The 20,436-nt window shown below is 69.5% G+C and carries 21 protein-coding genes; 7 read left to right on the top strand and 14 right to left on the bottom strand.

The features are described 5' to 3' along the window. Positions 1–2 precede the first annotated feature (2 nt). Both ACZ5QD_RS02750 and ACZ5QD_RS02745 read right to left on the bottom strand, forming a co-directional pair. A complete protein-coding gene (locus tag ACZ5QD_RS02750) occupies positions 3–1,760 on the bottom strand; it encodes an ABC transporter ATP-binding protein (protein WP_464367093.1) in 1,758 nt (585 codons plus the stop codon). Next, complete coding sequence (locus ACZ5QD_RS02745) at positions 1,757–4,321, bottom strand: ABC transporter ATP-binding protein/permease (protein ID WP_375004138.1); 2,565 nt, start codon at positions 4,319–4,321, stop codon at positions 1,757–1,759. The genes ACZ5QD_RS02750 and ACZ5QD_RS02745 overlap by 4 nt, the downstream gene beginning before the upstream one ends. 133 nt (positions 4,322–4,454) lie before the next feature. Between ACZ5QD_RS02745 and ACZ5QD_RS02740 the strand changes: the two genes are divergently transcribed. Next, positions 4,455–4,859 carry a hypothetical protein gene (locus ACZ5QD_RS02740; RefSeq protein WP_006898233.1) on the top strand — a complete coding sequence of 135 codons (405 nt, stop codon included), beginning with the start codon at positions 4,455–4,457 and terminating at the stop codon, positions 4,857–4,859. A 43-nt stretch (positions 4,860–4,902) separates the two neighbouring features. Beyond that, a complete protein-coding gene (locus ACZ5QD_RS02735; protein ID WP_039868175.1) occupies positions 4,903–5,274 on the top strand; it encodes a DUF3817 domain-containing protein in 372 nt (123 codons plus the stop codon). Here the strand turns inward: ACZ5QD_RS02735 and ACZ5QD_RS02730 are convergent. The 9 genes from ACZ5QD_RS02730 to clpS form a co-directional block, all read right to left on the bottom strand. Beyond that, complete coding sequence (locus ACZ5QD_RS02730; RefSeq protein ID WP_346077649.1) at positions 5,268–5,564, bottom strand: DUF2470 domain-containing protein; 297 nt, start codon at positions 5,562–5,564, stop codon at positions 5,268–5,270. The genes ACZ5QD_RS02735 and ACZ5QD_RS02730 overlap by 7 nt on opposite strands. Continuing rightward, on the bottom strand, positions 5,561–6,193 hold the full coding sequence (rdgB, locus tag ACZ5QD_RS02725; protein ID WP_062367955.1) for an RdgB/HAM1 family non-canonical purine NTP pyrophosphatase: 633 nt from the start codon (positions 6,191–6,193) through the stop codon (positions 5,561–5,563). The genes ACZ5QD_RS02730 and rdgB overlap by 4 nt, the downstream gene beginning before the upstream one ends. Further along, positions 6,190–6,948: a ribonuclease PH gene (rph, locus tag ACZ5QD_RS02720; protein ID WP_006898227.1), complete on the bottom strand. Its 759-nt coding sequence runs from the start codon at positions 6,946–6,948 to the stop codon at positions 6,190–6,192. The genes rdgB and rph overlap by 4 nt, the downstream gene beginning before the upstream one ends. 182 nt (positions 6,949–7,130) lie before the next feature. Next, entirely contained in the window at positions 7,131–7,907 is a 777-nt protein-coding gene (locus ACZ5QD_RS02715) for a cyclic nucleotide-degrading phosphodiesterase (RefSeq protein WP_464367092.1), read from the bottom strand. A 105-nt stretch (positions 7,908–8,012) separates the two neighbouring features. Then, positions 8,013–8,816, bottom strand: a complete 804-nt coding sequence (murI, locus tag ACZ5QD_RS02710; RefSeq protein WP_045536770.1) for a glutamate racemase — start codon at positions 8,814–8,816, stop codon at positions 8,013–8,015. Beyond that, positions 8,813–9,466 (bottom strand): rhomboid family intramembrane serine protease, encoded by a 654-nt coding sequence (locus ACZ5QD_RS02705; RefSeq protein WP_428832065.1) that lies wholly within the window; start codon positions 9,464–9,466, stop codon positions 8,813–8,815. Before ACZ5QD_RS02705 ends, murI begins: the two co-directional genes overlap by 4 nt. Continuing rightward, positions 9,463–10,566: a P1 family peptidase gene (locus ACZ5QD_RS02700; protein ID WP_346077659.1), complete on the bottom strand. Its 1,104-nt coding sequence runs from the start codon at positions 10,564–10,566 to the stop codon at positions 9,463–9,465. The genes ACZ5QD_RS02705 and ACZ5QD_RS02700 overlap by 4 nt, the downstream gene beginning before the upstream one ends. Further along, complete coding sequence (gene aosR / locus ACZ5QD_RS02695; RefSeq protein ID WP_006898222.1) at positions 10,560–11,192, bottom strand: oxidative stress transcriptional regulator AosR; 633 nt, start codon at positions 11,190–11,192, stop codon at positions 10,560–10,562. Before aosR ends, ACZ5QD_RS02700 begins: the two co-directional genes overlap by 7 nt. After that, a complete protein-coding gene (clpS, locus tag ACZ5QD_RS02690; protein ID WP_081598161.1) occupies positions 11,192–11,494 on the bottom strand; it encodes an ATP-dependent Clp protease adapter ClpS in 303 nt (100 codons plus the stop codon). The genes aosR and clpS overlap by 1 nt, the downstream gene beginning before the upstream one ends. Positions 11,495–11,513: 19 nt before the next feature. Here clpS and ACZ5QD_RS02685 point away from each other — a divergent pair, with 19 nt between their 5' ends. The 4 genes from ACZ5QD_RS02685 to glgB are packed head-to-tail and all read left to right on the top strand — an operon-like array spanning position 11,514 to position 17,290. Then, entirely contained in the window at positions 11,514–12,836 is a 1,323-nt protein-coding gene (locus ACZ5QD_RS02685; protein ID WP_062367953.1) for a nicotinate phosphoribosyltransferase, read from the top strand. Beyond that, positions 12,833–13,447 carry an isochorismatase family protein gene (locus ACZ5QD_RS02680; protein WP_045536748.1) on the top strand — a complete coding sequence of 205 codons (615 nt, stop codon included), beginning with the start codon at positions 12,833–12,835 and terminating at the stop codon, positions 13,445–13,447. The genes ACZ5QD_RS02685 and ACZ5QD_RS02680 overlap by 4 nt, the downstream gene beginning before the upstream one ends. Continuing rightward, positions 13,444–15,444 carry an ATP-dependent DNA helicase gene (locus ACZ5QD_RS02675; protein WP_346077645.1) on the top strand — a complete coding sequence of 667 codons (2,001 nt, stop codon included), beginning with the start codon at positions 13,444–13,446 and terminating at the stop codon, positions 15,442–15,444. Before ACZ5QD_RS02680 ends, ACZ5QD_RS02675 begins: the two co-directional genes overlap by 4 nt. A gap of 10 nt (positions 15,445–15,454) precedes the next feature. Next, positions 15,455–17,290, top strand: a complete 1,836-nt coding sequence (gene glgB / locus ACZ5QD_RS02670) for a 1,4-alpha-glucan branching protein GlgB (RefSeq protein ID WP_278126871.1) — start codon at positions 15,455–15,457, stop codon at positions 17,288–17,290. Positions 17,291–17,338: 48 nt separating this feature from the next. On the opposite strand, the gene ACZ5QD_RS02665 is transcribed toward glgB, so the two are convergent. The 3 genes from ACZ5QD_RS02665 to ACZ5QD_RS02655 are packed head-to-tail and all read right to left on the bottom strand — an operon-like array spanning position 17,339 to position 19,829. Further along, on the bottom strand, positions 17,339–18,220 hold the full coding sequence (locus ACZ5QD_RS02665) for a tetratricopeptide repeat protein (protein ID WP_346077657.1): 882 nt from the start codon (positions 18,218–18,220) through the stop codon (positions 17,339–17,341). A gap of 44 nt (positions 18,221–18,264) precedes the next feature. Next, positions 18,265–18,630, bottom strand: a complete 366-nt coding sequence (locus tag ACZ5QD_RS02660) for a DUF3817 domain-containing protein (protein ID WP_006898215.1) — start codon at positions 18,628–18,630, stop codon at positions 18,265–18,267. Between the two features lie 5 nt (positions 18,631–18,635). Continuing rightward, positions 18,636–19,829, bottom strand: a complete 1,194-nt coding sequence (locus ACZ5QD_RS02655; protein WP_006898214.1) for an acetyl-CoA C-acetyltransferase — start codon at positions 19,827–19,829, stop codon at positions 18,636–18,638. A 118-nt stretch (positions 19,830–19,947) separates the two neighbouring features. Here ACZ5QD_RS02655 and mce point away from each other — a divergent pair, with 118 nt between their 5' ends. Further along, positions 19,948–20,433: a methylmalonyl-CoA epimerase gene (gene mce, locus ACZ5QD_RS02650; RefSeq protein ID WP_039868171.1), complete on the top strand. Its 486-nt coding sequence runs from the start codon at positions 19,948–19,950 to the stop codon at positions 20,431–20,433. Positions 20,434–20,436 lie beyond the last annotated feature (3 nt).

Genomic DNA, 20,436 nt, shown 5'->3' with positions numbered 1-20,436 from the left:
CCCTAGACTTGCCAGCCCTCCGCTTCTCGCCACCGCTGCCACAGGTCGGCGAACACCCCGCCGCGCGCGAGCAGGTCGTCCACCGCACCCGAGTCCACCACCCGGCCGTGGTCCAGGACGATCACCGAGTCGGCGAGCGCCACCAGCGCGGGCCGGTGCGTCACCGCCACCACCGTCCGCGTCCCGCGGATCCGCCGCAGCGAATCGACCACGGCGCGTTCGGTGATCACGTCGAGTGACGACGTCGCTTCGTCGACCAGCAGCAGTCCGGCGGGCTTCGCCAGCGCGCGGGCGAGCCCGACTCGCTGGCGTTCGCCGCCCGACAACGTATTGCCGCCGTCGCCGATCCGCGAGTCCCAGCCCTCGGGAAGGGTGTCCAGCACGGCGTCGAGTCGAGCGAGATCAGCGATCTCGACGAGATCGGGCTCGGCGCTGGTGACCACGTTCTCGCGCACCGTGCCCGGCCGAAGCGAGGTGGTCTGGAAGACCATCGACGCGTTCTGCAGCCGACCGGCGGCAGTCGTCTCGTCGCCGCCGAAGTCGACTCGTCCGGTGCTGGGTTCGCGGAGCCCGGAGATGACGTCGAGCAACGTCGACTTGCCCGAGCCGGACGCTCCGACCAGCACCGTGATCTCCCCGGCAGGGATGGTCAGGTCCACCCCGTCGAGGGCCCGCGTCCCGTCCGGGTAGGTGTAGCCGACCTCGCTCAGACGGACCGGCACGGGAGCACCGGAGGCTTCGCGGAGCGCGTCGTTCGACGTCGGTCGCCGCACTGTGTTCTGTTCGGCAGCCAGATCCTCGACGACCAGGTCGCGCAGCTGTGCCAGCAATCGCTCCACTCCGGCGATCGGGGTGGCCAGCAGCGAGAGCGAACCGGTGGTCTCCACCACTCGCAGCAGGACGACGACCATCGCCGCCGCGGTGACTCCGGAGAGGGTGCCGTCGAGGTAGAGCGCTCCGGTGGTGACGCCGAAGGCCAGCAGAACGAGCTGACCGGCGACGGTGAAGAGCAGGTCGCCGGGGATCTGCCAGGCGAGGAGCCGGAAACCGCGCCGCCGCGAATCCGCGAGCACCTCGTCGACGGTCCCGGTGCCGACCCCCGCGGCGCGCAGCGTGGGCTGTGCCCAGCCGAATTCGAGCATGCGGTCGTCCAGCGCGCGGCCTGCCTCGGCGAACCGATCCTCCGACTTCGCGACGGCCCGGCGTCCGCCGTAGAAGGCGCCCAGCAGGACGATACCGCCGACGAGAGCGACCACCGCGAGCTGCCACGACACGAACAGCAGGCCGACGGCCAGCATCGGCACCAGCAGGGCCGCATGGATCAGCGGCGAGAAGAGCAGGACGATCGCCGAGACCGACTCCGGGCCGGACTTGGTGACCAGGTCGCGCAGCCGGGACGCACGATCGCCGTGGAGTTCGGCCGGATCGAGCCGGCCGATGGCCGACACACCGGCGCTTTCGGCCGCGTCGATCAAGCCGAATCCGACGCGGAGTCCGGCGCGGGTCGCGAGGATGTCCGCGGTCCAGCCGACCGCGAGCACCGCGACCATCGCCGCCACCCAGACCCACGCGTCCGACGGGGTGTCGCCGAACAACGCGCGCAACAGCGGGATCGACAGCAGCACGGCCGCCGCCTGCAGCGCCGTGGACAGCGTCGTGAGCGCGTAGAAGGCGAGGCGGTGCGGCCGCCCCGCGGCGCCGGTGATGACGCGGACGTCGGCGAAGACGGTCGGCAGGATTCGGGTCGAGTCTGAACTCATCGGAGGGCCTCCTGCGCCTGCGCGGTCATCGCCGCGTATCGTCCACCGGCCGCGATCAGTTCCGGGCCGGTCCCCTGCTCCACGATCTGTCCGCCGTCGAAGACGACGATCCGATCCGCGTCGGCGACGGTGTGCAGTCGGTGCGCCACGATGAGCACCGTGCGCCCCGCCAACAGCCTCGACAGGCCTTGCCGCACCTCCCACTCCGAGTCGGGGTCGGCGGCGGCGGTCGCCTCGTCGAGGACCACGAACCGCGGGTCTCCGAGCAGCGCCCGGGCGATCGCGACCCGCTGCCGCTGGCCTCCGGAGAGGCTGTCGCGATCGACCACCGTGTCGTATCCGTCGGGCATTGATTCGATGACGTCGGCGATGTGAGCCGCCCGGGCCGCCTCCGCGATCGCCGCACGATCCGCGTCGGGCATGCCGAGCGCGATGTTGTCGGCGATGGTGCCGCGGATGAGTTGGACGTCCTGCAACACCACGGCGATCCGCTGCCGCAGCTGCACCTCGGGAATGTCGCGCAGGTCGACGCCGTCGAGCAGTACCGCGCCGGCATCCGGGTCCCACAGGCGAGCGACCAGAGCCGCCACGGTGGACTTGCCCGCACCCGACGGTCCGACGAGGGCCGTCGTCCCGCCCGCGGGCAGGTCCAGGTGCAGGTCCCGCACCACTGGCCGACCGGGCGTGTACCCGAAGGTGACGCCGCGCAGTTCCACTCGCGCCGGGCCGCTCGGCTCCGGCCCGGTGCTGCCGTTCTCCGCCTGTTCGAGCTCACCGCTCGACAGCAACAGATCGAGCGAGGTCTTGCCGTTCATCCCCTCGCGCAGTCCGCCGACGGCGTACGACGCGGCGAGCAGCCGGTCGCCGAACGAGGTGCCGAGGATCAGGAAGGGCAGGATCGCGGCCGCGTCCATCTGGTCGGCGGTGATCAGTGCCGTGCCCGCCAGCGCGACCACCACCATCGACGTCGTCGGCCGGTTGAGCTGCAGAATCACCGACTTCGCATCGATCGTGGCGCGCTGCCAGTCCTTCAGGAACTCGGTGAGACGCCGCAGTCGGGCGGGCAGGTCGGTGATCGCGCCGTCGCCGAACACGCGGCTGACCTGCTGCGTGCCGATGTAGCGTTCGGCGTCGCCCGGCAGGGTCGCGTCCCATCGCATCTTCTGTTCCAGGCGGGCTCTGTCGGCAGTCGCCAGGCGTGCCATTGCGACGATGTACCCGAGTACCGGCACCAGCAGCACCAGAGCGAGCACCCAGTTCACCGAGAAGAGGTACCCGAGGATCGCCAGCGGCGTGACGATCGCCGTCACGAGATCGGGCACCGCGTGGGTCACCAGATAGTGCAGCGACGAGATGTCGTCGGCGACCAGCTTCTTGACCTCCGCGCTGCGTCTGCCGAGGAACCATCCGAGCGGCAGTCGGGTGAGTTTGTGGAGCACTCGCCGCCGCAGCGCCGCGGCGTACACCTGGTCGTAGAAGTGCAGCACGGTGATCAGCACCGCGCTGCCGGCGGCGCCCGCCACCAGAACGATCAGTGCCGTGACCGCGACGTCGATCAGCTCGTGGCGGTCGGCCCCCTCCACCAGCAAGCGCGCCAGCTCCGCGAAGAGCACCAGAGGAACCACCGCGAGCACCGCGAGCACGAGCGCGAACAGACCGGCGACGATCAGCGCGGGAAGGGCGGGTTTGAGGACGGGCTCGGCGGGCGCTGCGGCCTTCGGGGCGCGGGGCGGGGTCAGAGCCGCCTCCGCGACATCGTCCGTCGCCGTCTCGGAGGCGGTCGACACGGCGGTGTCCTCAGTCGCCGTGTCGACCTGTTTTCCCATCGCACGTCCGGCCATCCAGTAGGCCTGGGTGTGCATGGTGGCCTTGTTCTGCTCGTGGTTCAGGGCGAGCGCGCCCTTGGCCAGTCGCGTCGCCTTGCTCTCGGCCGTGACCCACGTGTGCCATCCGCGATAGTCGTCCTCGCCGATCGCCTCGGTCAGCGCCCGGCGGTCCGGACTGGTGGGCACCCAGTCGACGGTGAGGCCCGGATGCTCGGGCAGCGGCAGGTCGCGGTCGTCGTCGTTCTCGTGCTCGATGACCGCCCGGATCGGGATGTCATCGCCGATCTCCTCGATCAGCCGCACGATGGCCGGCCATGCCGCCACGTCTCCCATCAGCAGGTATCCGCGCGGACGCTCGCGGTCCGCAGCGATGTCGTAGCCGTCGCCGCCGAGCCGTGTCATCAGCAGTTCATCGCCCACGACGGCATTGCGCGCCCAGGTGGACGCGGGTCCGGCCGGATCGTGGACGAGGAAGCAGATCGCGAACGTCCCCGCCGCCGGGTCCGGATCCAGCAACGTGTATCCGCGTTGATGGAACTTGGCCGCGTTGTTCACATCCGGGAACCAAGCACGGATCCAGGCGGCCGGCTTCTCGCCGCCCGCGTGCAGGATCTCGCCGCACTGGAACTCGATGCGAACGACGTGTTCGGTCATCCACCGCACACCGGTGACCGTCGCCGGATGATTCTTCGCTCCGAGAGCGCGAAGCACCGCTCCCTGGAAGCCCTTGCCCATGTCCACCCCATCGTCAACCACTCGAACCTAAGATTAGGCTTGGCTAATTAGTAGCAGACTGGTGGCAGAACGCACAGTGAGGGCGGCCGCACCGGGCCCGATGCACGGCAGCCGACCAGGTACCTTCGATACTGTGAAGTCCTCTCTGCCGTCGCCCGCCAAACGACGTCACCGCCCCGCACTGATCGCGCTGGTGGCGGTCGCGGCATGCGCTTGCCTGGCGCTCGCCTGGTGGCAGTGGGGCCGCTACGAATCGTCGACGGGCACCGGCCAGAACCTGGGATACGCCCTGCAGTGGCCGGCCTTCGCGGTGGCCGTCGTGTACGCCTATCGCCGCTTCGTCGTGATGGAAGCCGATCCGGACGCTGAACACCGCGACCGCGCCGAGCCGACCGAGATACCCGAGGGGGTCCTTCCCGAGCGGCCCACGCGACACGACCCGTCGGTCGCGGCCATCCTCGACGCCGCCCCGGACGACGACCTGGCCGAGTACAACAGATACCTCGCCGAACTCGACAGACACCCGACGCACGACTGACGCATCAGCTGAAATCTCCGCGCGACCGATGAAGGACCACGACGTGACCGAATCCGCCAAGACCGCCGACGACGCCCCGGACGGGACTGTGACTGCGACCATCCCCCAGATCCGCAGCGCGCTGCTGCGCTACCGCGTTCTGGCCTGGGTCACCGGCGTGTGGCTGCTCGCCCTGTGCGCCGAGATGATCGCAAAGTTCGGCTTCGGAGTCGAGGGCTTCGGCTGGGTCGGCGTCGCTCACGGCTGGATCTACTTCATCTACCTGATCTGCACCGTCGACCTGTCGATCAAGGTCCGGTGGCCGCTGCCGAAGCTGGTGGCGACCGCGATCGCGGGCACCATCCCGTTCCTGTCCTTCTGGTTCGAGCACATTCGCACTCGCGATGTTAAGGAGCAGTTCAAGCTCGATCAGTGATCGTCTAGCTCGATCCCCAGGCGCTCGGCACCGGCCTTGTAGAGGGCGACCACCTCGCGACGGATGGACGCTCGGTCGGTGAGCTCGTTCGGCCACGGCACGCGGACGGGACGGTCCGCTCCGTCGACGGTCGCCGTCCACTTCCCCGCAACCGAGTCGAAGCCCGTCATCACCGCGGCGGTGGCGTCGGGTTCGGCGAACGCTCGCACAATGACGAGATTGTCGGTCGCATGGTCGTCGTTCATATGCCGGAGCACAGCGGTCACGACCGCGTCGTCGAATACGATCATCGGTCTCCTCCGCCCGCGCCGGCGAGGGCCCGGAGTGCCGGGACCAACTGCGCCAGCGCCTTGCCACGGTGGCTCAGCGCGTCCTTCTCCGCGGGCGGCAGCTCCGCGGAGGTGCGCCCGGCGGCCACCTCGTCATCGGGAATGAACAACGGGTCGTAACCGAAGCCGTTCGCGCCGCGCTCGTCACGCAGGATGGTGCCGCGCCACTCTCCGCGGACCACGGTCTCGGCGCCCGTCGGCAGCACCAGCGCACACACCGAGACGAACGCCGCACCGCGTCGTTCGTCCGGTACGTCGGCGAGCTGGGCCAGCAGCAGGCGATTGTTGGCGGCGTCGCCGGCGCCACCGCTCCACCGTGCCGACAGGACTCCCGGCATGCCGTTGAGCGCGTCGACGGCGAGGCCGGAATCGTCGGCCAGCGATGGCAGTCCGGTTGCGGCGACGGCCGCGCGAGCCTTGAGCAGCGCATTGTCCTCGAACGTCGCACCGTCTTCCACCGGTTCCGGATAGCGCGTGACATCACCCAGCCCGAGCACCTCGAGCCCGGTGATGCCCGCCGCTTCGACGACGCGTCGCAGCTCGGCCAGCTTCTTGGCGTTGTTCGACGCCAGCAGGACCGTCCCGGTCACTGCCCGCTGCCCGGGAGCGATCCGGGGTACGGCTGCGACAGCACTTCGCGCTGCGCGGCGACGATGTTCTCAATGCCGGCGCAGGCCACGTCCAGCATCTTGTCGAGCGTTCCGCGCGCGAAGGTCGCGCCCTCGCCTGTCCCCTGCACTTCCACGAGGGTGCCCGCGTCGGTGGCGACCACATTCATGTCGACCTCGGCACGCGAGTCCTCGTCGTACGGCAGGTCGAGGCGGACGCGGCCGTCCACCACACCGACGCTCACCGCCGCGATGATGCACGACAGCGGCTGCGGGTCGGCCAGCTTGCCCGCCGCGCCGAGGTAGGTGACGGCGTCCGCGAGCGCGACGTAGGCGCCGGTGATGGCCGCCGTCCGCGTTCCGCCGTCGGCCTGCAGGACGTCGCAGTCGATGGCGATCGTGTTCTCACCCAGCGCCGCCAGATCGATGCACGCGCGGAGCGAACGTCCGATCAAGCGGCTGATCTCGTGCGTGCGTCCGCCGATCTTGCCGCGCACCGACTCACGCTTCGAGCGCTCGTGGGTCGCGGCGGGAAGCATCGAGTATTCGGCGGTGAGCCAGCCGAGCCCCGATCCGCGCCGCCACGACGGCACGCCCTCGGTGACGCTGGCGGTGCACATGACGCGGGTGTTGCCGAATTCGACCAGCACCGAACCGGCCGGATGAGAGGTGAAACCGCGGGTGAACTTGATGGGCCGGAGTTCGTCGTCTGCCCGGCCGTCTGCTCGTGAAGTCACGCCCCGACCTTACTGGACAGGCCGACATATCCGCCGACGAGGAGGTGCCGGGCAGCGTGCAGCACATCCGCGCAACTCCGCGACGAACGCGCGGGCTGGGAGCGCGCGTCCGTCGTCGAGCTGCGCGGATACAAGAACGGGCAGACCGGCAGCGACCGTCGCGGCTCAACCAGCGAGGCGATCTATGCGACCGGCTTACGGACCTCGATGACCTGACCCTGGTGGACGAGTTGCAGCGGTCCCGCATACTCGCCCGACGCCTCGTCGAGGATGGCGGCGGAGTCGGCCCACGGGACCACGTGAGTCAGGGCGAGCGAGCGGACCGATGCGCGGGCGGCCACCTGTCCGGCTTCGACCCCGGAGAGATGCAGCCCCTCGGGCCGGACGCCGGGCTCGTGCGTCCACGACGCCTCGCACAGGAACAGGTCGGCGTCGCGCGCGAGATCGACCACCTCCTCGCACACGCCGGTGTCGCCGTTGTAGGCGAGCACCTCGCCGTCGGGGCCGACGATCCGCAACCCGAAGGTGCTCGGCGGATGGTTCACCTTGTACGGCTCGATGTGGAGGCCGTGGATCTCGACGGCTTCGCGGTCGACCCACTCGCGCACGTCGTAGGTGTCCGACAGGTCGTCCACCTCACCCGGGTACTCCGACGCCCCGGCACCGACGCGCAGCGCCGTGCCCTCCGGCCCGTACAGGAGCGAACGTTCGGTGGCCGGAGTCGGCGCCCACCGACGCCACACCAGCATTGCGGGCAGATCCATGCAGTGGTCTGCGTGCAGATGACTGAGCAGGACGGCGACCTGGTTCGGATCCGCGTGTTGCTGCAGTTCACCGAAGACACCGTGTCCGCAATCGATCAAGACCGGCGGGTGTCCGTCGGCCTGAACCAGGTATCCGGAGCACGGTGCACCAGGGCCGTTCACACTCCCTGAACACCCGAGCACCGTCAAACGCATGGGACACACTCTGCCATGCCGCTCCGGAAATCCGGCATCAATCCGCCCTCCTGTGACCGGTGAGTTGGCACTGCATCGACCGTGCCGAACGCCACACGGGAGTGGTCAGAAATGCTCTACGTGGCCCACCGAAGGTCCCAAGAACCGGGTCGAGAGCTTGCGGAACGAGTCCGGATCGCCGGTCGCGGAGAAATGACGCCGGGCCACGCGATTCGAGTGCGGATGCAGGGCGTCGCGCTCGGTCAGGACGCGGACAGTGTCCTTCGCCGTCTCCTCGGCGCTCGACACGAGCGTCACCTGATCGCCCATCACCAACTGCACCACACCCGACAGCAGCGGATAGTGGGTGCACCCCAGGACCAGAGTGTCGACGCCGGCCTCCTGCAGCGGCTCGAGGTAGCCCTCGGCAAGACCCAGGATCTGGCGTCCGCTGGTGATCCCCCGCTCCACGAAGTCGACGAACCTCGGGCAGGCGACGGCCGTGATCTCCACATCGCGTGCCGCGGCGAACGAGTCCTGATACGCGCGCGACGCGATGGTCGCCTCCGTGCCGATGACGCCGATCCGACCGGTCTTGGTCGCGACCACCGCGCGACGCACGGCGGGCAGGATCACCTCGATGACGGGAATCGGGGCATAGCGTTCACGCGCATCGCGCAGACAGGCCGCCGACGCGGTGTTGCAGGCGATGACGATCGCCTTGACCCCACGGTGCACCAATTCGTCACCGATGGCCAGCGCATGCCTGCGGATCTCCGGAATGGTCAACGGCCCGTACGGCCCGTTCGCGGTGTCGCCGATGTAGATGACATCCTCATCGGGCAGCTGATCGATGATCGCGCGCGCGACGGTGAGCCCGCCGACGCCCGAGTCGAAGATGCCGATGGGACCGGTTTGCAGCTCGGTTATCGGGGGCCTCCCTTGAGTTCTGGTCGTCGGGGCTCGGAGCTGCCCGGATCGCGTCGGTCGCTGAGCATCCACGCCGCCAGCACGCCGCCGACGGCGCCGAACAGGTGTCCCTGCCACGACACTCCACCTCCGTGCGGCAGCACGCCCCACAGGATCCCACCGTAGACCGCCAACAGGACCACCCCGCCGAGCACCTGCCACACGTCGCGGTTGAAGAGACCGCGGACCAGCAGATACGCCAGCCACCCGAAGACGATCCCCGATGCGCCGATCGTCACCGAGCCGGTCGGGGCGGTGAGCCACACTCCCAGACCGCTGATGACCCATACGATCGCCGTCACCCACAGGAATCGTCCCGACATCAGCAGCAGGAAGCCGAGCACCACGCCCGGGATCAGGTTGCCGATCAGGTGAGCGAAGTCCGAGTGCAGCAGCGGCGCCCAGATGATCCCGTCGAGGCCGGACAGCCGTCGCGGCACGATGCCGTACTCGTCGAGGTCCCCACCGGTCGCCATGTCGATCGCCTCGACCACCAGCAGCGCGACGGCGATGACGCCCATCGTGATGCCCGACCGCTCCCACTTGGGCATCGGCGACCGACGCGGCTTCGGGAGACGAGGGTCGGACGGCGACGCGATCCCGCCGCTCATGCGTCGCCGAAGGCGGAGAACAGCACGTCGCGGTATGCCGGAATCCCGGCGACGCCGGTCGCGGCGACCACCGCCGAGACGATCGCCCGCTGCACCACCGTCGCCGATGCGTCGGCCAGTGCCGCGACGATCGCGGTGTCCGGGTCCATCCCCGGCGGAACGTCGACCGCGATGTCCGGATCGGCGGCCTTCTCGCCGGTGGCGACGGCGAACAGGGTGTCGCCGTCGAGCGGTGAATGCGCGGGACGGACCGCCCGCGCGAGGCCGTCGTGACCGGACATCGCCAGACGCCGGGTGCTCGCCACCGACAGCGTGGCATCCGTCGCGACCACCCCGATCGTCGTGTTCAGTACCGTGCCCTTTGCGGTGAGCTCAGCGAGCCTCTTGATCTCGAGTTGCTTCGGCGCGCGCAAACGGTGCAGTTCGAGGTCGTCGGCACCCCACGGCAGCCCGGTCGACGGATCGACGACACCGCCGACCGGATTGGCCACGACGAGAGCGCCGATCGTCAATCCGCGAGCCGGACCGTCGGAGAACGTGATCGACGCGGTGCCCACGCCGCCCTTGAGTGCGCCGGCGCGCGCCCCGGTCCCGGCCCCGACCGATCCGATCGCGAAATCGGTCCTGGCGTCGGCGAGCGCCCGCGCACCGAACTCGGCGGTCGGACGGTTCTCCCACCGGCCGACCGGGAGGTCGAAGATGACCGCGGCCGGCACGATGGGCACCACGTGCCCCTGACCGTCCATCGGCAGTCCGACGCCGGCCTCCTCGAGTCCCCGCATCACCCCGTCGGCCGCGGCAAGACCATAGGCACTGCCACCGGAGAGCACGATCGCGTCGGCGCCGCGGACCGTGTTGACCGGATCGAGCAGGTCGGTCTCGCGCGTCCCAGGACCGCCGCCGCGCACGTCCACCGCCGTCGCGCACCCGCGCGGCAGGGTGATGACCGTGGTCCCGGTCGCCCACCCGCTGCCGGGTTCAGCGACACTCGCGAGCACCACCTCGTCGTCGAGTCGGTGGTGATGGCCCACTGCGATTCCGGCGACATCCGTGATCCGGTTGCCGGGGCGCGACACAGACGACTTCGGCTCGGTCACCATCCGTCGTGCCCCCACTCCCCTTGCGACGGGTCCTCCGGCTGCGTCCACTCCGCCGACATCAGTGCTTCGACCAGCAGCCCCTGCACCACCGACAGCCAGTCGTAGACGTCCTGGTGTGCGGCGTGCGGATGGTCGGGCGGCAGCTTCGAGGGCTCATCGGTGATCCCGAGCATCGCGCCCAGTGCCAGTCGGATGTCGGTGAGCGCCGTCAGCCAGCGGTCGGCCTGGGACTCGGTCAGCGAGACGTCCCCGCCGCCGCTCGGCAGTGTTTCGAGAACTGTGCGTGCCGCGGCGAGTTTCGCGTCGATGATCTGCGGTTCGTTGACGCTGCGCAGTCCCCCGTTGAGGTCCGCGGCGATCGGTCCGGCCGCGAGTTCCGGCTCCTGGTCGGGTCGATGGAAATCGGGCAGCAGCCGTCCCAGCGTGACATCGTCCGGTGCGCGGGTGTGCCCCGTCTGGATCCCCGTCAGCTCCGACAGTTCGTCGCGCGGAGCCGACTCGGCGCGTTCGTTGAGCAGATCGGTGATGGACTCGACCATCGACGCCAGCAGTTGGCATTCGTAGTTCTCGAGGTTGGAGCAGATGCGGACGTCCTCGCCCGCACCGGTTCTGCGCCAGGTCCGCATCAGGAGTCGTGCTGCATGGTCGCCCACAGGCCGGCCGCATGCAGTTTGCGGACGTCGGCCTCCACCTTCACGCGGTCGCCGCTGGAGACCACGGCCTTCCCCTCGGTGTGCACCTGCATCATCAGCGCCTTGGCCTTCTCCTCCGAATAACCGAAGATCCGCTGAAAGACATAAGCGACGTAGTTCATGAGATTGACCGGGTCGTCCCACACCAGCGTCACCCAGGGGCGGTCGTGAGTCACCTCTGGTTCTGCCACCGCGGTACCGGTGCTCGTACCTGGTGTCGCCTCATCGCGCGCCATGAGTAATAGGGTAGCGAAGGTGACCAGTACCGCGCTGCTGACCGATCAATACGAGCTGACCATGCTGTCGGCCGCCCTGAGGGCCGGGACGGCGCAGCGCAGCTGCGTGTTCGAGGTCTTCGCCCGCCGCCTCCCCGACGGCCGACGCTACGGAGTCGTCGCGGGCACCGGACGTCTGCTCGACGCCCTCGAACGCTTCCGATTCGGTCCGGAGGAGATCGACTCGCTCCGGACCGTGGTCGACCAGGACACCCTGGCATGGCTGTCCGACTACCGCTTCCGCGGAGAGATCGACGGTTACCGCGAGGGCGAGCTCTACTTCCCCGGCTCGCCCATCCTGACCGTGCGCGGCGGCTTCGCCGAAGCTGTGGTGCTGGAGACGCTGATCCTCTCGATCCTCAATCACGACAGCGCGATCGCCTCCGCGGCGGCGCGTATGGTGAGCGCGGCCGCCGGCCGCCCGATCATCGAGATGGGCGGACGCCGCACGCACGAGCACGCGGCGGTCGCCTCAGCGCGCGCCGCATATCTCGCGGGAGTCGACGCGACCAGCAATCTCGAGGCCGCTCGCACCTACCGCGTGCCGAGTGCGGGAACCGCGGCGCACGCGTTCACGCTCTCGTTCGCGCATCCCGACGGCAGCGACGAGCGGGCCGCCTTCGCCGCGCAGGTCGAGGCGCTCGGCGTCGGGACCACCCTGCTCGTGGACACCTACGACATCACCACCGGTGTCAAGAACGCGATCGAGGTCGCAGGCACCTCGCTCGGAGCGGTCCGGATCGACTCGGGGGATCTGGGCGTCCTCGCCCGCCAGGTACGCAGGCAGCTCGACGAGCTCGGCGCCACCGGCACCAAGATCGTCGTCTCCGGCGATCTCGACGAGTACGCCATCGCCTCGCTGCGCGCCGAACCCGTCGACATCTACGGCGTCGGAACCTCGCTGGTGACCGGCAGCGGTTCACCGACTGCGGGCATGGTCTACAAACTGGTCGAGGTGGACGGCGTCCCGGTCGCGAAGCGGTCGAGCCACAAGGAGAGCCACGGCGGACGCAAGCGCGCCGTTCGCGCGGCCCGCGCGTCCGGAACCATCGTCGAAGAGATCCTGTTGCGTGCCGACGCGCCCGCGGATCAGGCGATCCCGGGCACCGGAGGCCTGGACGTGGCCGAACTCCAGATTCCACTGGTCCGCGGCGGCGACCGAGTTTCCGGGCTGCCTACACTGGAGCAGTCCCGCGGGCATCTCGCGCACGGGCTCGTCACCCTCCCGTGGGAGGGTCTCGGGCTCAGCCACGGCGACCCCGCAGTCCCCACCCGCTACCTGACCGAACCGGAGAGTCGATGACCGAGGAGACCCCACCGCGGAATCGTGCGCTGATCGTCGTCGACGTCCAGAACGACTTCTGTGAGGGCGGCTCCCTCGCGGTGGCCGGCGGCGGTGCGGTCGCCGCCGCGATCAACGCGATCACCGGCTCGTATCCGGTGGTGGCGGCCACCCGCGACTACCACGTCGACCCCGGGGGGCACTTCTCCGAGACCCCCGACTTCGTCGACTCGTGGCCACCGCACTGCGTGGTGGGCACGCCCGGCGCCGAGTTCCATCCGGCCTTCCGCACCGGCCCCGTGCAGGCGGTCTTCTCCAAGGGCGAGTTCGACGCCGCGTACTCGGGCTTCGAGGGCCGCGACGAACACGGAAACGGCCTGGCCGACTGGCTCACCGCGCGCGACGTCTCCGAGGTGGACGTCGTCGGCATCGCCACCGACCATTGTGTTCGCGCGACCGCGGTCGACGCCGCCGCAGCCGGCTTCGCCACACGTGTGCTGCTGGACTTCACCGCGGCCGTCGCCGAGACCACCACCGCGACCGCGTTCGACGTCATGCGCGACGCGGGAGTCGAGCTGGTGGGCACCCTCGTGCACACCGGTACCCGTCACGAAGACGACGCGGCCGAGTGAGCGTCCCCGATGTCGCCGACCTCCTGGCCACCGCCGTCGAGTCCCTCGGCGGAGCCCGGCGCGACGGTCAGCTGGCGATGGCCGAGGCCGTCGGCGAGGCGATCGAGAACGACCATCACCTCGCGGTCCAAGCCGGCACCGGCACCGGAAAGTCGCTGGCCTACCTGGTCCCCGCGCTCCGGCACGCCGTCGACACCGACGAGACCGTCGTCGTCTCGACGGCCACCATCGCCCTCCAGCGCCAGCTGACCGAACGTGACCTACCGCGTCTCGCGGGCGCGCTCACGAAGCCGCTGGGCCGCGAACCGTCGTTCGCGATCCTGAAGGGTCGCGCCAACTACCTGTGCCTCAACAAGATCCACTCGGGAGTGGCCGACGAGGATCCGAACGCCGAGCTGTTCGACGCCTTCGACCTGTCCCGCATGGGCCGCGAGGTGACGCGGTTGCGCGAGTGGACCTCCGACACCGAGACCGGAGACCGCGACGATCTCTCCCCCGGCGTCAGCGACCAGTCGTGGCGCCAGGTGAGCGTCTCCTCGCGCGAATGTCTCGGGGCGTCGAACTGCCCCTACAGCGAGGACTGCTTCGCCGAACTGGCACGGAAGAAGGCCGGCGCCTCCGACGTCGTGGTCACCAACCACGCGATGCTCGCCATCGACGCGATGAGTCCGGCGACCATCCTTCCCGAGCACCGCGTGGTGGTCATCGACGAGGCCCACGAACTGGTGGATCGGATCACCTCCGTCACCACCGAGGAGATCTCGGCCGCGAGCGTCTCGCAGGTCGCCCGCCGGCTCGGCAAGTTGATCGACGACGAGAGCGCCGACGCGCTGGTCGGCGCGGGCGAACAGCTGGAGTTGCTGCTGGAGGACTCACCCCAGGGCGAGTGGACCCGACTCCCGAGCGGCGCACCCGAGGTCCTCGCATCGCTGCGCGACCGCCTCTGGAACGCGCGGAACGCGGTCGGTCCGGCGCCGTCGGCAGGCACCGATCCGGAGGCTGCGGCCGCCAGGCAGATGGCGCTGTCGGCCACCGACTCGCTGCACGATTCGGTGGTGCGAGTGCTGACGGTCTTCGCCGAGACCGACATCACCAAGAGGCACGACGTCGTCTGGCTGTCCGCCGACCGGATCCGCGGAAACGTCCGCCCGACGCTGCGGATAGCGCCGTTGTCGGTGGCCGGGCTGCTGCGTACCTCGCTGTTCACCGACTCGACTGTGATCCTCACGTCCGCGACCCTGACCATCGGCGGCAACTTCGACGCCCTCGCACGCACCTGGGGGCTGCCCGCCCACGGTGGCAAGGACGTGGAGGCCGCGGGATGGCGCGGCATGGACGCCGGCAGCCCCTTCGACTACCAGCGCGCCGCGATTCTCTACGTCGGCAAGCACCTGCGGGCGCCCGGCCGTGACGGCATCGCGGAGTCGACGCTGGACGAGATGGTCGATCTGATGAACGCTGCGGGCGGTCGTACCCTCGGCCTGTTCTCGTCGATGCGGGCCGCCAAGGAGGCCGCGGAGAAGCTCCGCGACCGAGTCGGGTTCCCGATCCTGTGCCAGGGCGACGATGCGACGTCGGCACTGATCGAGAGATTCGCCGCCGACGAGGCCACCTGTCTGTTCGGCACTCTGTCGCTGTGGCAGGGCGTCGACGTCCCGGGTCCCTCGTTGCGGTTGGTGATGATCGATCGGATCCCCTTCCCCAGGCCCGACGACCCGCTCCTGTCGGCGCGCCAGCGCGATGTGGACGCGCGCGGCGGCAACGGCTTCCTGACCGTCTCGGCGAACCACGCGGCACTGCTCCTCGCCCAGGGCGCGGGCCGGCTCCTCCGCGCCACCGACGACCGCGGCGTGGTCGCCGTGCTCGACTCACGTCTGGCGACGGCGCGGTATGCGGGCTACCTCCTGGCCGGGCTTCCACCGTTCTGGCGGACCACCGACCGCGATGCCGTCCGAGCCGCGCTCACCCGCTTGACGACGGGCGCCGCGAAGAAGTGACGGGGCGATCGTGACGGACCCGCTGTGGCAGCGGCTCGGCGCCCGGCCCCGCGTCGCGGACACCGAATTCGCCGTGTGGGCGCCCAATGCGCGATCGGTCACCGTCTTCGGCGACTTCGACCGATGGGCGGGCACCGACCACCCGATGGAGCGCGGACCGCACGGCGTCTGGACCGCCACGGTCGACGGCGCGCGGCCGGGAATGGCATACAAGTACCGCGTGGTCGGAGCCGACGGACTGACACGCGACAAGGCCGATCCGCTCGCCCGTGCGACTCAGCGACCACCCGAGACGGCGTCGGTGATCGCCGGTCCGTCGTCGTTCGTCTGGAACGACGAGACGTGGATGGCCGCGCGCGCCGACCGGCGCCCCGAGCGCGAGCCGATGTCGATCTACGAGGTCCACCTGGGGTCGTGGCGCTCGGGCCTGAGTTATCGCGAGGCCGCCGTCCAGCTGGCTGAGTACGCCGCCGACCGCGGCTTCACGCACGTACAGCTGATGCCGATCACCGAGCATCCCTACGGGGGATCGTGGGGCTATCAGGTCGGCTCGTACTTCGCCTGCTCCAGCCGGTGGGGCACCGCCGACGACTTCCGCTTCTTCGTCGACCACCTGCACTCGAAAGGGATCGCGGTACTCCTCGACTGGGTCCCGGCGCACTTCCCCAAGGACGCCTTCGCGCTCGGCGAGTTCGACGGCACTCCCCTCTACGAGCACGCCGATCCGCTGCGGCGGGACCAGCCGGACTGGGGCACGTACGCGTTCAACCTCGGTCGGCCCGAGGTCCGCGACTTCCTGATCGCGAGCGCCGTCTACTGGTGCTCGGAGTTCCATCTCGACGGGCTGCGCGTCGACGCGGTCGCGTCCATGCTGTACCTCGACTACTCGCGCGGCCCGGGCCAATGGCGGCCGAATGCGCGCGGGACACACGAGAACGACGAGGCCGTCGACTTCCTGCGGCGCCTCAATGACGCCGTCCACGAGGCGTGTCCGGGCGCCGTGATGATCGCCGAGGAGTCGACGGCGTGGCCGGGGGTGACAGTCTCCACCGACCGCGGCGGGCTGGGCTTCGACTTCAAGTGGAATCTCGGCTGGATGAACGATCTGCTGTCGTTCCTCTCGCTCCCGCCGCGGCGGCGTGCGGAGCTGCACGAACGTGTCGCGTTCGGCCTCACGCACGCCACCGCCGAGCGCTACGTCCTGCCGATCAGTCATGACGAGGTGGTCCACGGCAAGGGCACCCTCGTCACGAGAATGCCAGTCTCAGCCGACGCTGCGGCGGGGGTGCGGCTCGCCCTGGCCTTCCAATGGGCCCATCCCGGCAAGAAGCTGCTGTTCATGGGGCAGGAGTTCGGGCAGACCCGAGAGTGGGCCGACGACCGCGGGCTCGACTGGAACCTGCTCGATCCGGACGGGTCGAACGCCTCGGTCCACCGCGGCATCGCGCTCGCGGCCCGCGACCTGGCCCACCTGCACGCCGAACTGCCGGCGCTGCACCGAATGGACTGCGACGCCCGCGGCTTCGCCTGGCTCGACGCCCGCGACACCGCCAACACCGTCATCGGCTTCCTGCGGCTGGCCGACGACGGGGCGGCCACCGGGGGCCGCATCGTCGCCTGCGTCTTCAACTTCTCCGACCGCGATCTCCACGGCTACCGGCTGGGCTTCCCGCTCGCCGGGCCGTGGCGCGAGATCCTCAACACCGCCGCGCGGGAGTACGGCGGTCACGGGGTGGGCAACCTGGGCCGGATCGTCGCGGTCGACGAGCCGAGCCACGGCCGTCCCTACAGCGCGGCCATCACCCTCCCCGCTTCCGCCGCGGTCTTCTTCACACCGGGCCGCTGACCCTGCCGGTGGCCGGCGGACGGTCGGAGGCGTCAGTACAGCGCTGTGTCAGTACAGCGCTGTCGCCAGCTTCCGGCGCGCTGCCGTGACGAAGGGCTCGGCGGGGTCGAAGAGCTCGAACAGCTCGAGGAGCCGGGCGCGCGCCCGGGTGCGGTCGTCGTCGCGCGTCACCTTCACCAGCTCGATGATCCGATCGAACGCGGCCTCCGGCCGCTGACCGAGCAGCAGCACGTCGGCTGCGGCGAGCTGAGCGTCCACGTCTCCGGGCGCGGCGGTGTTGACGATCTCGGGGTCGTGGGCCTGCGCTCGGGTGACGAACTCGAGGTTGCGGACCACGGACTTCGCCTCGACGTTGTCCGGCTCGAGTTCGGCGATCGCGCGATAGGCGGCCAGCGCCCCGTCGAGGTCGCCGGAGTTCATCAACTCCTCGGCGGCCGCCATGCGCGGATCCTGCTCGGGCTCGTCGTCGGATGCCGTCGCCGCGGTCTCCGGAAGCAGATGTCCGGCCTTCGCGAAGATCTCGTCGATCCATCCGCGGATCTGCTCCTCCGGCTGCGGCCCCTCGAACATCGCGACCGGCCGACCGCCGATCAGTGCGATCACCGTCGGCACCGACTGAGCACCGAAGGCCTGTGCGATCCGCGGGTTCGTGTCGACATCGACCCGCGCGAGTGCCCACCGGCCGCCGGCTGCCTCGGCCAGGCGCGCCAGCACCGGGGACAGCTGCGTGCTCAGTTCCGACCACGAGGCCCACAGGTCCACCACCACCAGCTGCCGGGTGGAGCGTTCGACGATCTCCGTCTCGAAGTCGAGTTCGGTCACATCGAGGACGACGGCGCCGGGGCGAGAGTCAGAAGCGGGCCGGGACGCAGCTGCCCGCTGCGCCTCGGCCCGCTCCTTGAGAACTGACAGATCTACGGCACCCGCCATCGCGATGGCGGCGTTCGCCGGTTCATTGCGTCGAGAAGGTCTGGTCACACCTTCAGTGTGTCACGATCGGCGGACTCACTGAACGTCGAGTCGGACAGTTCGCCCAGATGACCGTTCTTACTGGCCCACTGCTCGAACCACACCGTGAAGAACGGCGGGATCGAGGCGACGAGTGCCAGCGCCAGAACCTTGAGGTTCCACTTCAACGACCGCGCGGTGAGCACGGTGATGATCAGGTAGACGACGAACGCCACACCATGGAGCGCGCCGGGGACCATCGTCGCCGCATCGATTCCGGCTCCGTACTTGACCCCCATGCTGATCAAGAGCAGGCCCCAGGTGATCGCCTCGATGACGGCGATCAGCCGGAAACGCTTGGCCGGGGTCGAGACGTCGAACACGTTGCCCATCCCACTCACGCCTTCGGGACTCGGACGATGAGCGCATCGCCCTGGCCGCCGGCGCCGCACAGCGCCGCCACGCCGACCCCGCCGCCGCGACGGGCGAGCTCGAGAGCCAGGTGAAGCGTGATACGTGCGCCCGAGGTACCGATCGGGTGACCGAGCGCGATTCCGCCGCCGTTGACGTTGACCTTCTCCGGGTCGACGCCCAGCGCGCGGGTCGACGCCAGGCCGACGGCCGCGAAGGCCTCGTTGATCTCGATCAGGTCGAGATCGGCGGGGGTGATGCCCTCGCGCTCGCAGGCCTTGACGATCGCGTTGGCGGGCTGCTGCTGCAGCGACGAGTCCGGGCCGGCGACCACACCGTGGGCGCCGATCTCGGCGATCCATTCGAGTCCGAGCTCCTCGGCCTTCGCCTTGCTCATCACGACCACGGCCGCGGCTCCGTCGGAGATCTGCGAGGAGTTGCCCGCCGTGATCGTGCCACCCTTGCGGAACGCCGGACGCAGACCCGCGAGGGTCTCCACGGTGGTGTCGGCGCGCACACCCTCGTCCTCGTTGAACAGGATCGGGTCACCCTTGCGCTGCGGGATCTCGACCGGAACGATCTCGTCGGCGAAGACGCCCTTGGCGATCGCCTCAGCGGCCAGCCGGTGGCTGCGCGCGGCGAAGGCGTCCTGCTCCTCACGGCTGAAGCCGTCGGTGTCGTTGCCCTGCTCGGTCAGCGCACCCATCGGCTGATCGGTGAAGACGTCGTGCAGTCCGTCGAACGCCATGTGGTCGACCAGTTCGGTGTTGCCGTACTTGAATCCCGAGCGACTGCCGGGCAGCACATGCGGGGCCTGGGTCATCGACTCCTGGCCGCCGGCGACCACGCAGTCGAACTCGCCCGCGCGGATCAGCTGATCGGCGAGCGCGATGGCGTCGATTCCCGACAGGCACATCTTGTTGATCGAGAGCGCCGGGACGTCCCAGCCGATGCCCGCCTTGACTGCGGTCTGCCGGGCCGGCATCTGGCCGGCTCCTGCGGTGAGGACCTGTCCCATGATCACGTACTGGACATGCGACGGGTCCACGTTGCCGCGCTCGAGCGCGCCCTTAACCGCGACCGCGCCGAGATCGACGGCGGAGAAGTTCTTCAGCGATCCCTGCAGGCGTCCCTGAGCGGTGCGCGCGCCGGAAACGATCACTGTGGTGTTGTCGGACATGTATCAGCTCCTTGGCGGTGGGGGCAGCGGTCGTCACGGCGGCACACGCCGTAGCTGCGGTACTGCTCGGGGCAGCCGCGATGGCGACCCCGTCTGCAAACAACGCTACCGTTATGGCATGACCAACTCCCCATCGAACGACGTGACAAACACCACCAACGGAGGCCCTCTGACCTCGATCGGCGATCTCGTGACAGCGATCGACCATGTCGGCCTCGCGGTCCCGGATCTCGACGCCGCGGCCGCCTGGTGGCTCGACAACTTCGGCTTCGCGAACCAGCACGAGGAGGTGAACGAAGAGCAGGGCGTCCGCGAAGCGATGATCGGCCCCGAGAACGGCGACACCTTGATCCAGCTCCTCATGCCGCTCAACGAGGAGTCGACCATCGCCAAGTTCATCGACCGCAACGGACCGGGAATGCAGCAGATGGCCGTCCGCGTCACCGACCTGGACGAGGTCGCCAAGCGTCTGACCTCGGCGGGAGTGCGACTGCTCTACCCGCAGCCCAAGCGCGGAACCGCCGACTCGCGCATCAACTTCGTCCATCCGAAGGACGCGGGCGGGGTTCTCCTCGAGCTGGTGGAACCGGCCGTCGGTCACTGATCA

The sequence above is a fragment of the Gordonia sp. J1A genome (assembly GCF_055393515.1).
The sequence above is the reverse complement of the archived record's forward strand: the minus strand, read 5'-3'. Positions and strand labels throughout refer to the sequence as shown.

Coding starts and splice junctions, on each gene's coding strand:
- ACZ5QD_RS02745 (WP_375004138.1), bottom strand. CDS start 4,321: ATGGGCAAGGGCTTCCAGGGAGCGGTGCTTCGCGCTCTCGGAGCGAAG.
- ACZ5QD_RS02680 (WP_045536748.1), top strand. CDS start 12,833: ATGACCGAGGAGACCCCACCGCGGAATCGTGCGCTGATCGTCGTCGAC.
- ACZ5QD_RS02705 (WP_428832065.1), bottom strand. CDS start 9,466: ATGAGCGGCGGGATCGCGTCGCCGTCCGACCCTCGTCTCCCGAAGCCG.
- ACZ5QD_RS02660 (WP_006898215.1), bottom strand. CDS start 18,630: ATGGGCAACGTGTTCGACGTCTCGACCCCGGCCAAGCGTTTCCGGCTG.
- ACZ5QD_RS02655 (WP_006898214.1), bottom strand. CDS start 19,829: ATGTCCGACAACACCACAGTGATCGTTTCCGGCGCGCGCACCGCTCAG.
- ACZ5QD_RS02715 (WP_464367092.1), bottom strand. CDS start 7,907: ATGCGTTTGACGGTGCTCGGGTGTTCAGGGAGTGTGAACGGCCCTGGT.
- ACZ5QD_RS02730 (WP_346077649.1), bottom strand. CDS start 5,564: ATGATCGTATTCGACGACGCGGTCGTGACCGCTGTGCTCCGGCATATG.
- aosR (WP_006898222.1), bottom strand. CDS start 11,192: ATGCGGACCTGGCGCAGAACCGGTGCGGGCGAGGACGTCCGCATCTGC.
- mce (WP_039868171.1), top strand. CDS start 19,948: ATGACCAACTCCCCATCGAACGACGTGACAAACACCACCAACGGAGGC.
- ACZ5QD_RS02665 (WP_346077657.1), bottom strand. CDS start 18,220: ATGGCGGGTGCCGTAGATCTGTCAGTTCTCAAGGAGCGGGCCGAGGCG.
- clpS (WP_081598161.1), bottom strand. CDS start 11,494: ATGGCGCGCGATGAGGCGACACCAGGTACGAGCACCGGTACCGCGGTG.
- ACZ5QD_RS02750 (WP_464367093.1), bottom strand. CDS start 1,760: ATGAGTTCAGACTCGACCCGAATCCTGCCGACCGTCTTCGCCGACGTC.
- ACZ5QD_RS02700 (WP_346077659.1), bottom strand. CDS start 10,566: ATGGTGACCGAGCCGAAGTCGTCTGTGTCGCGCCCCGGCAACCGGATC.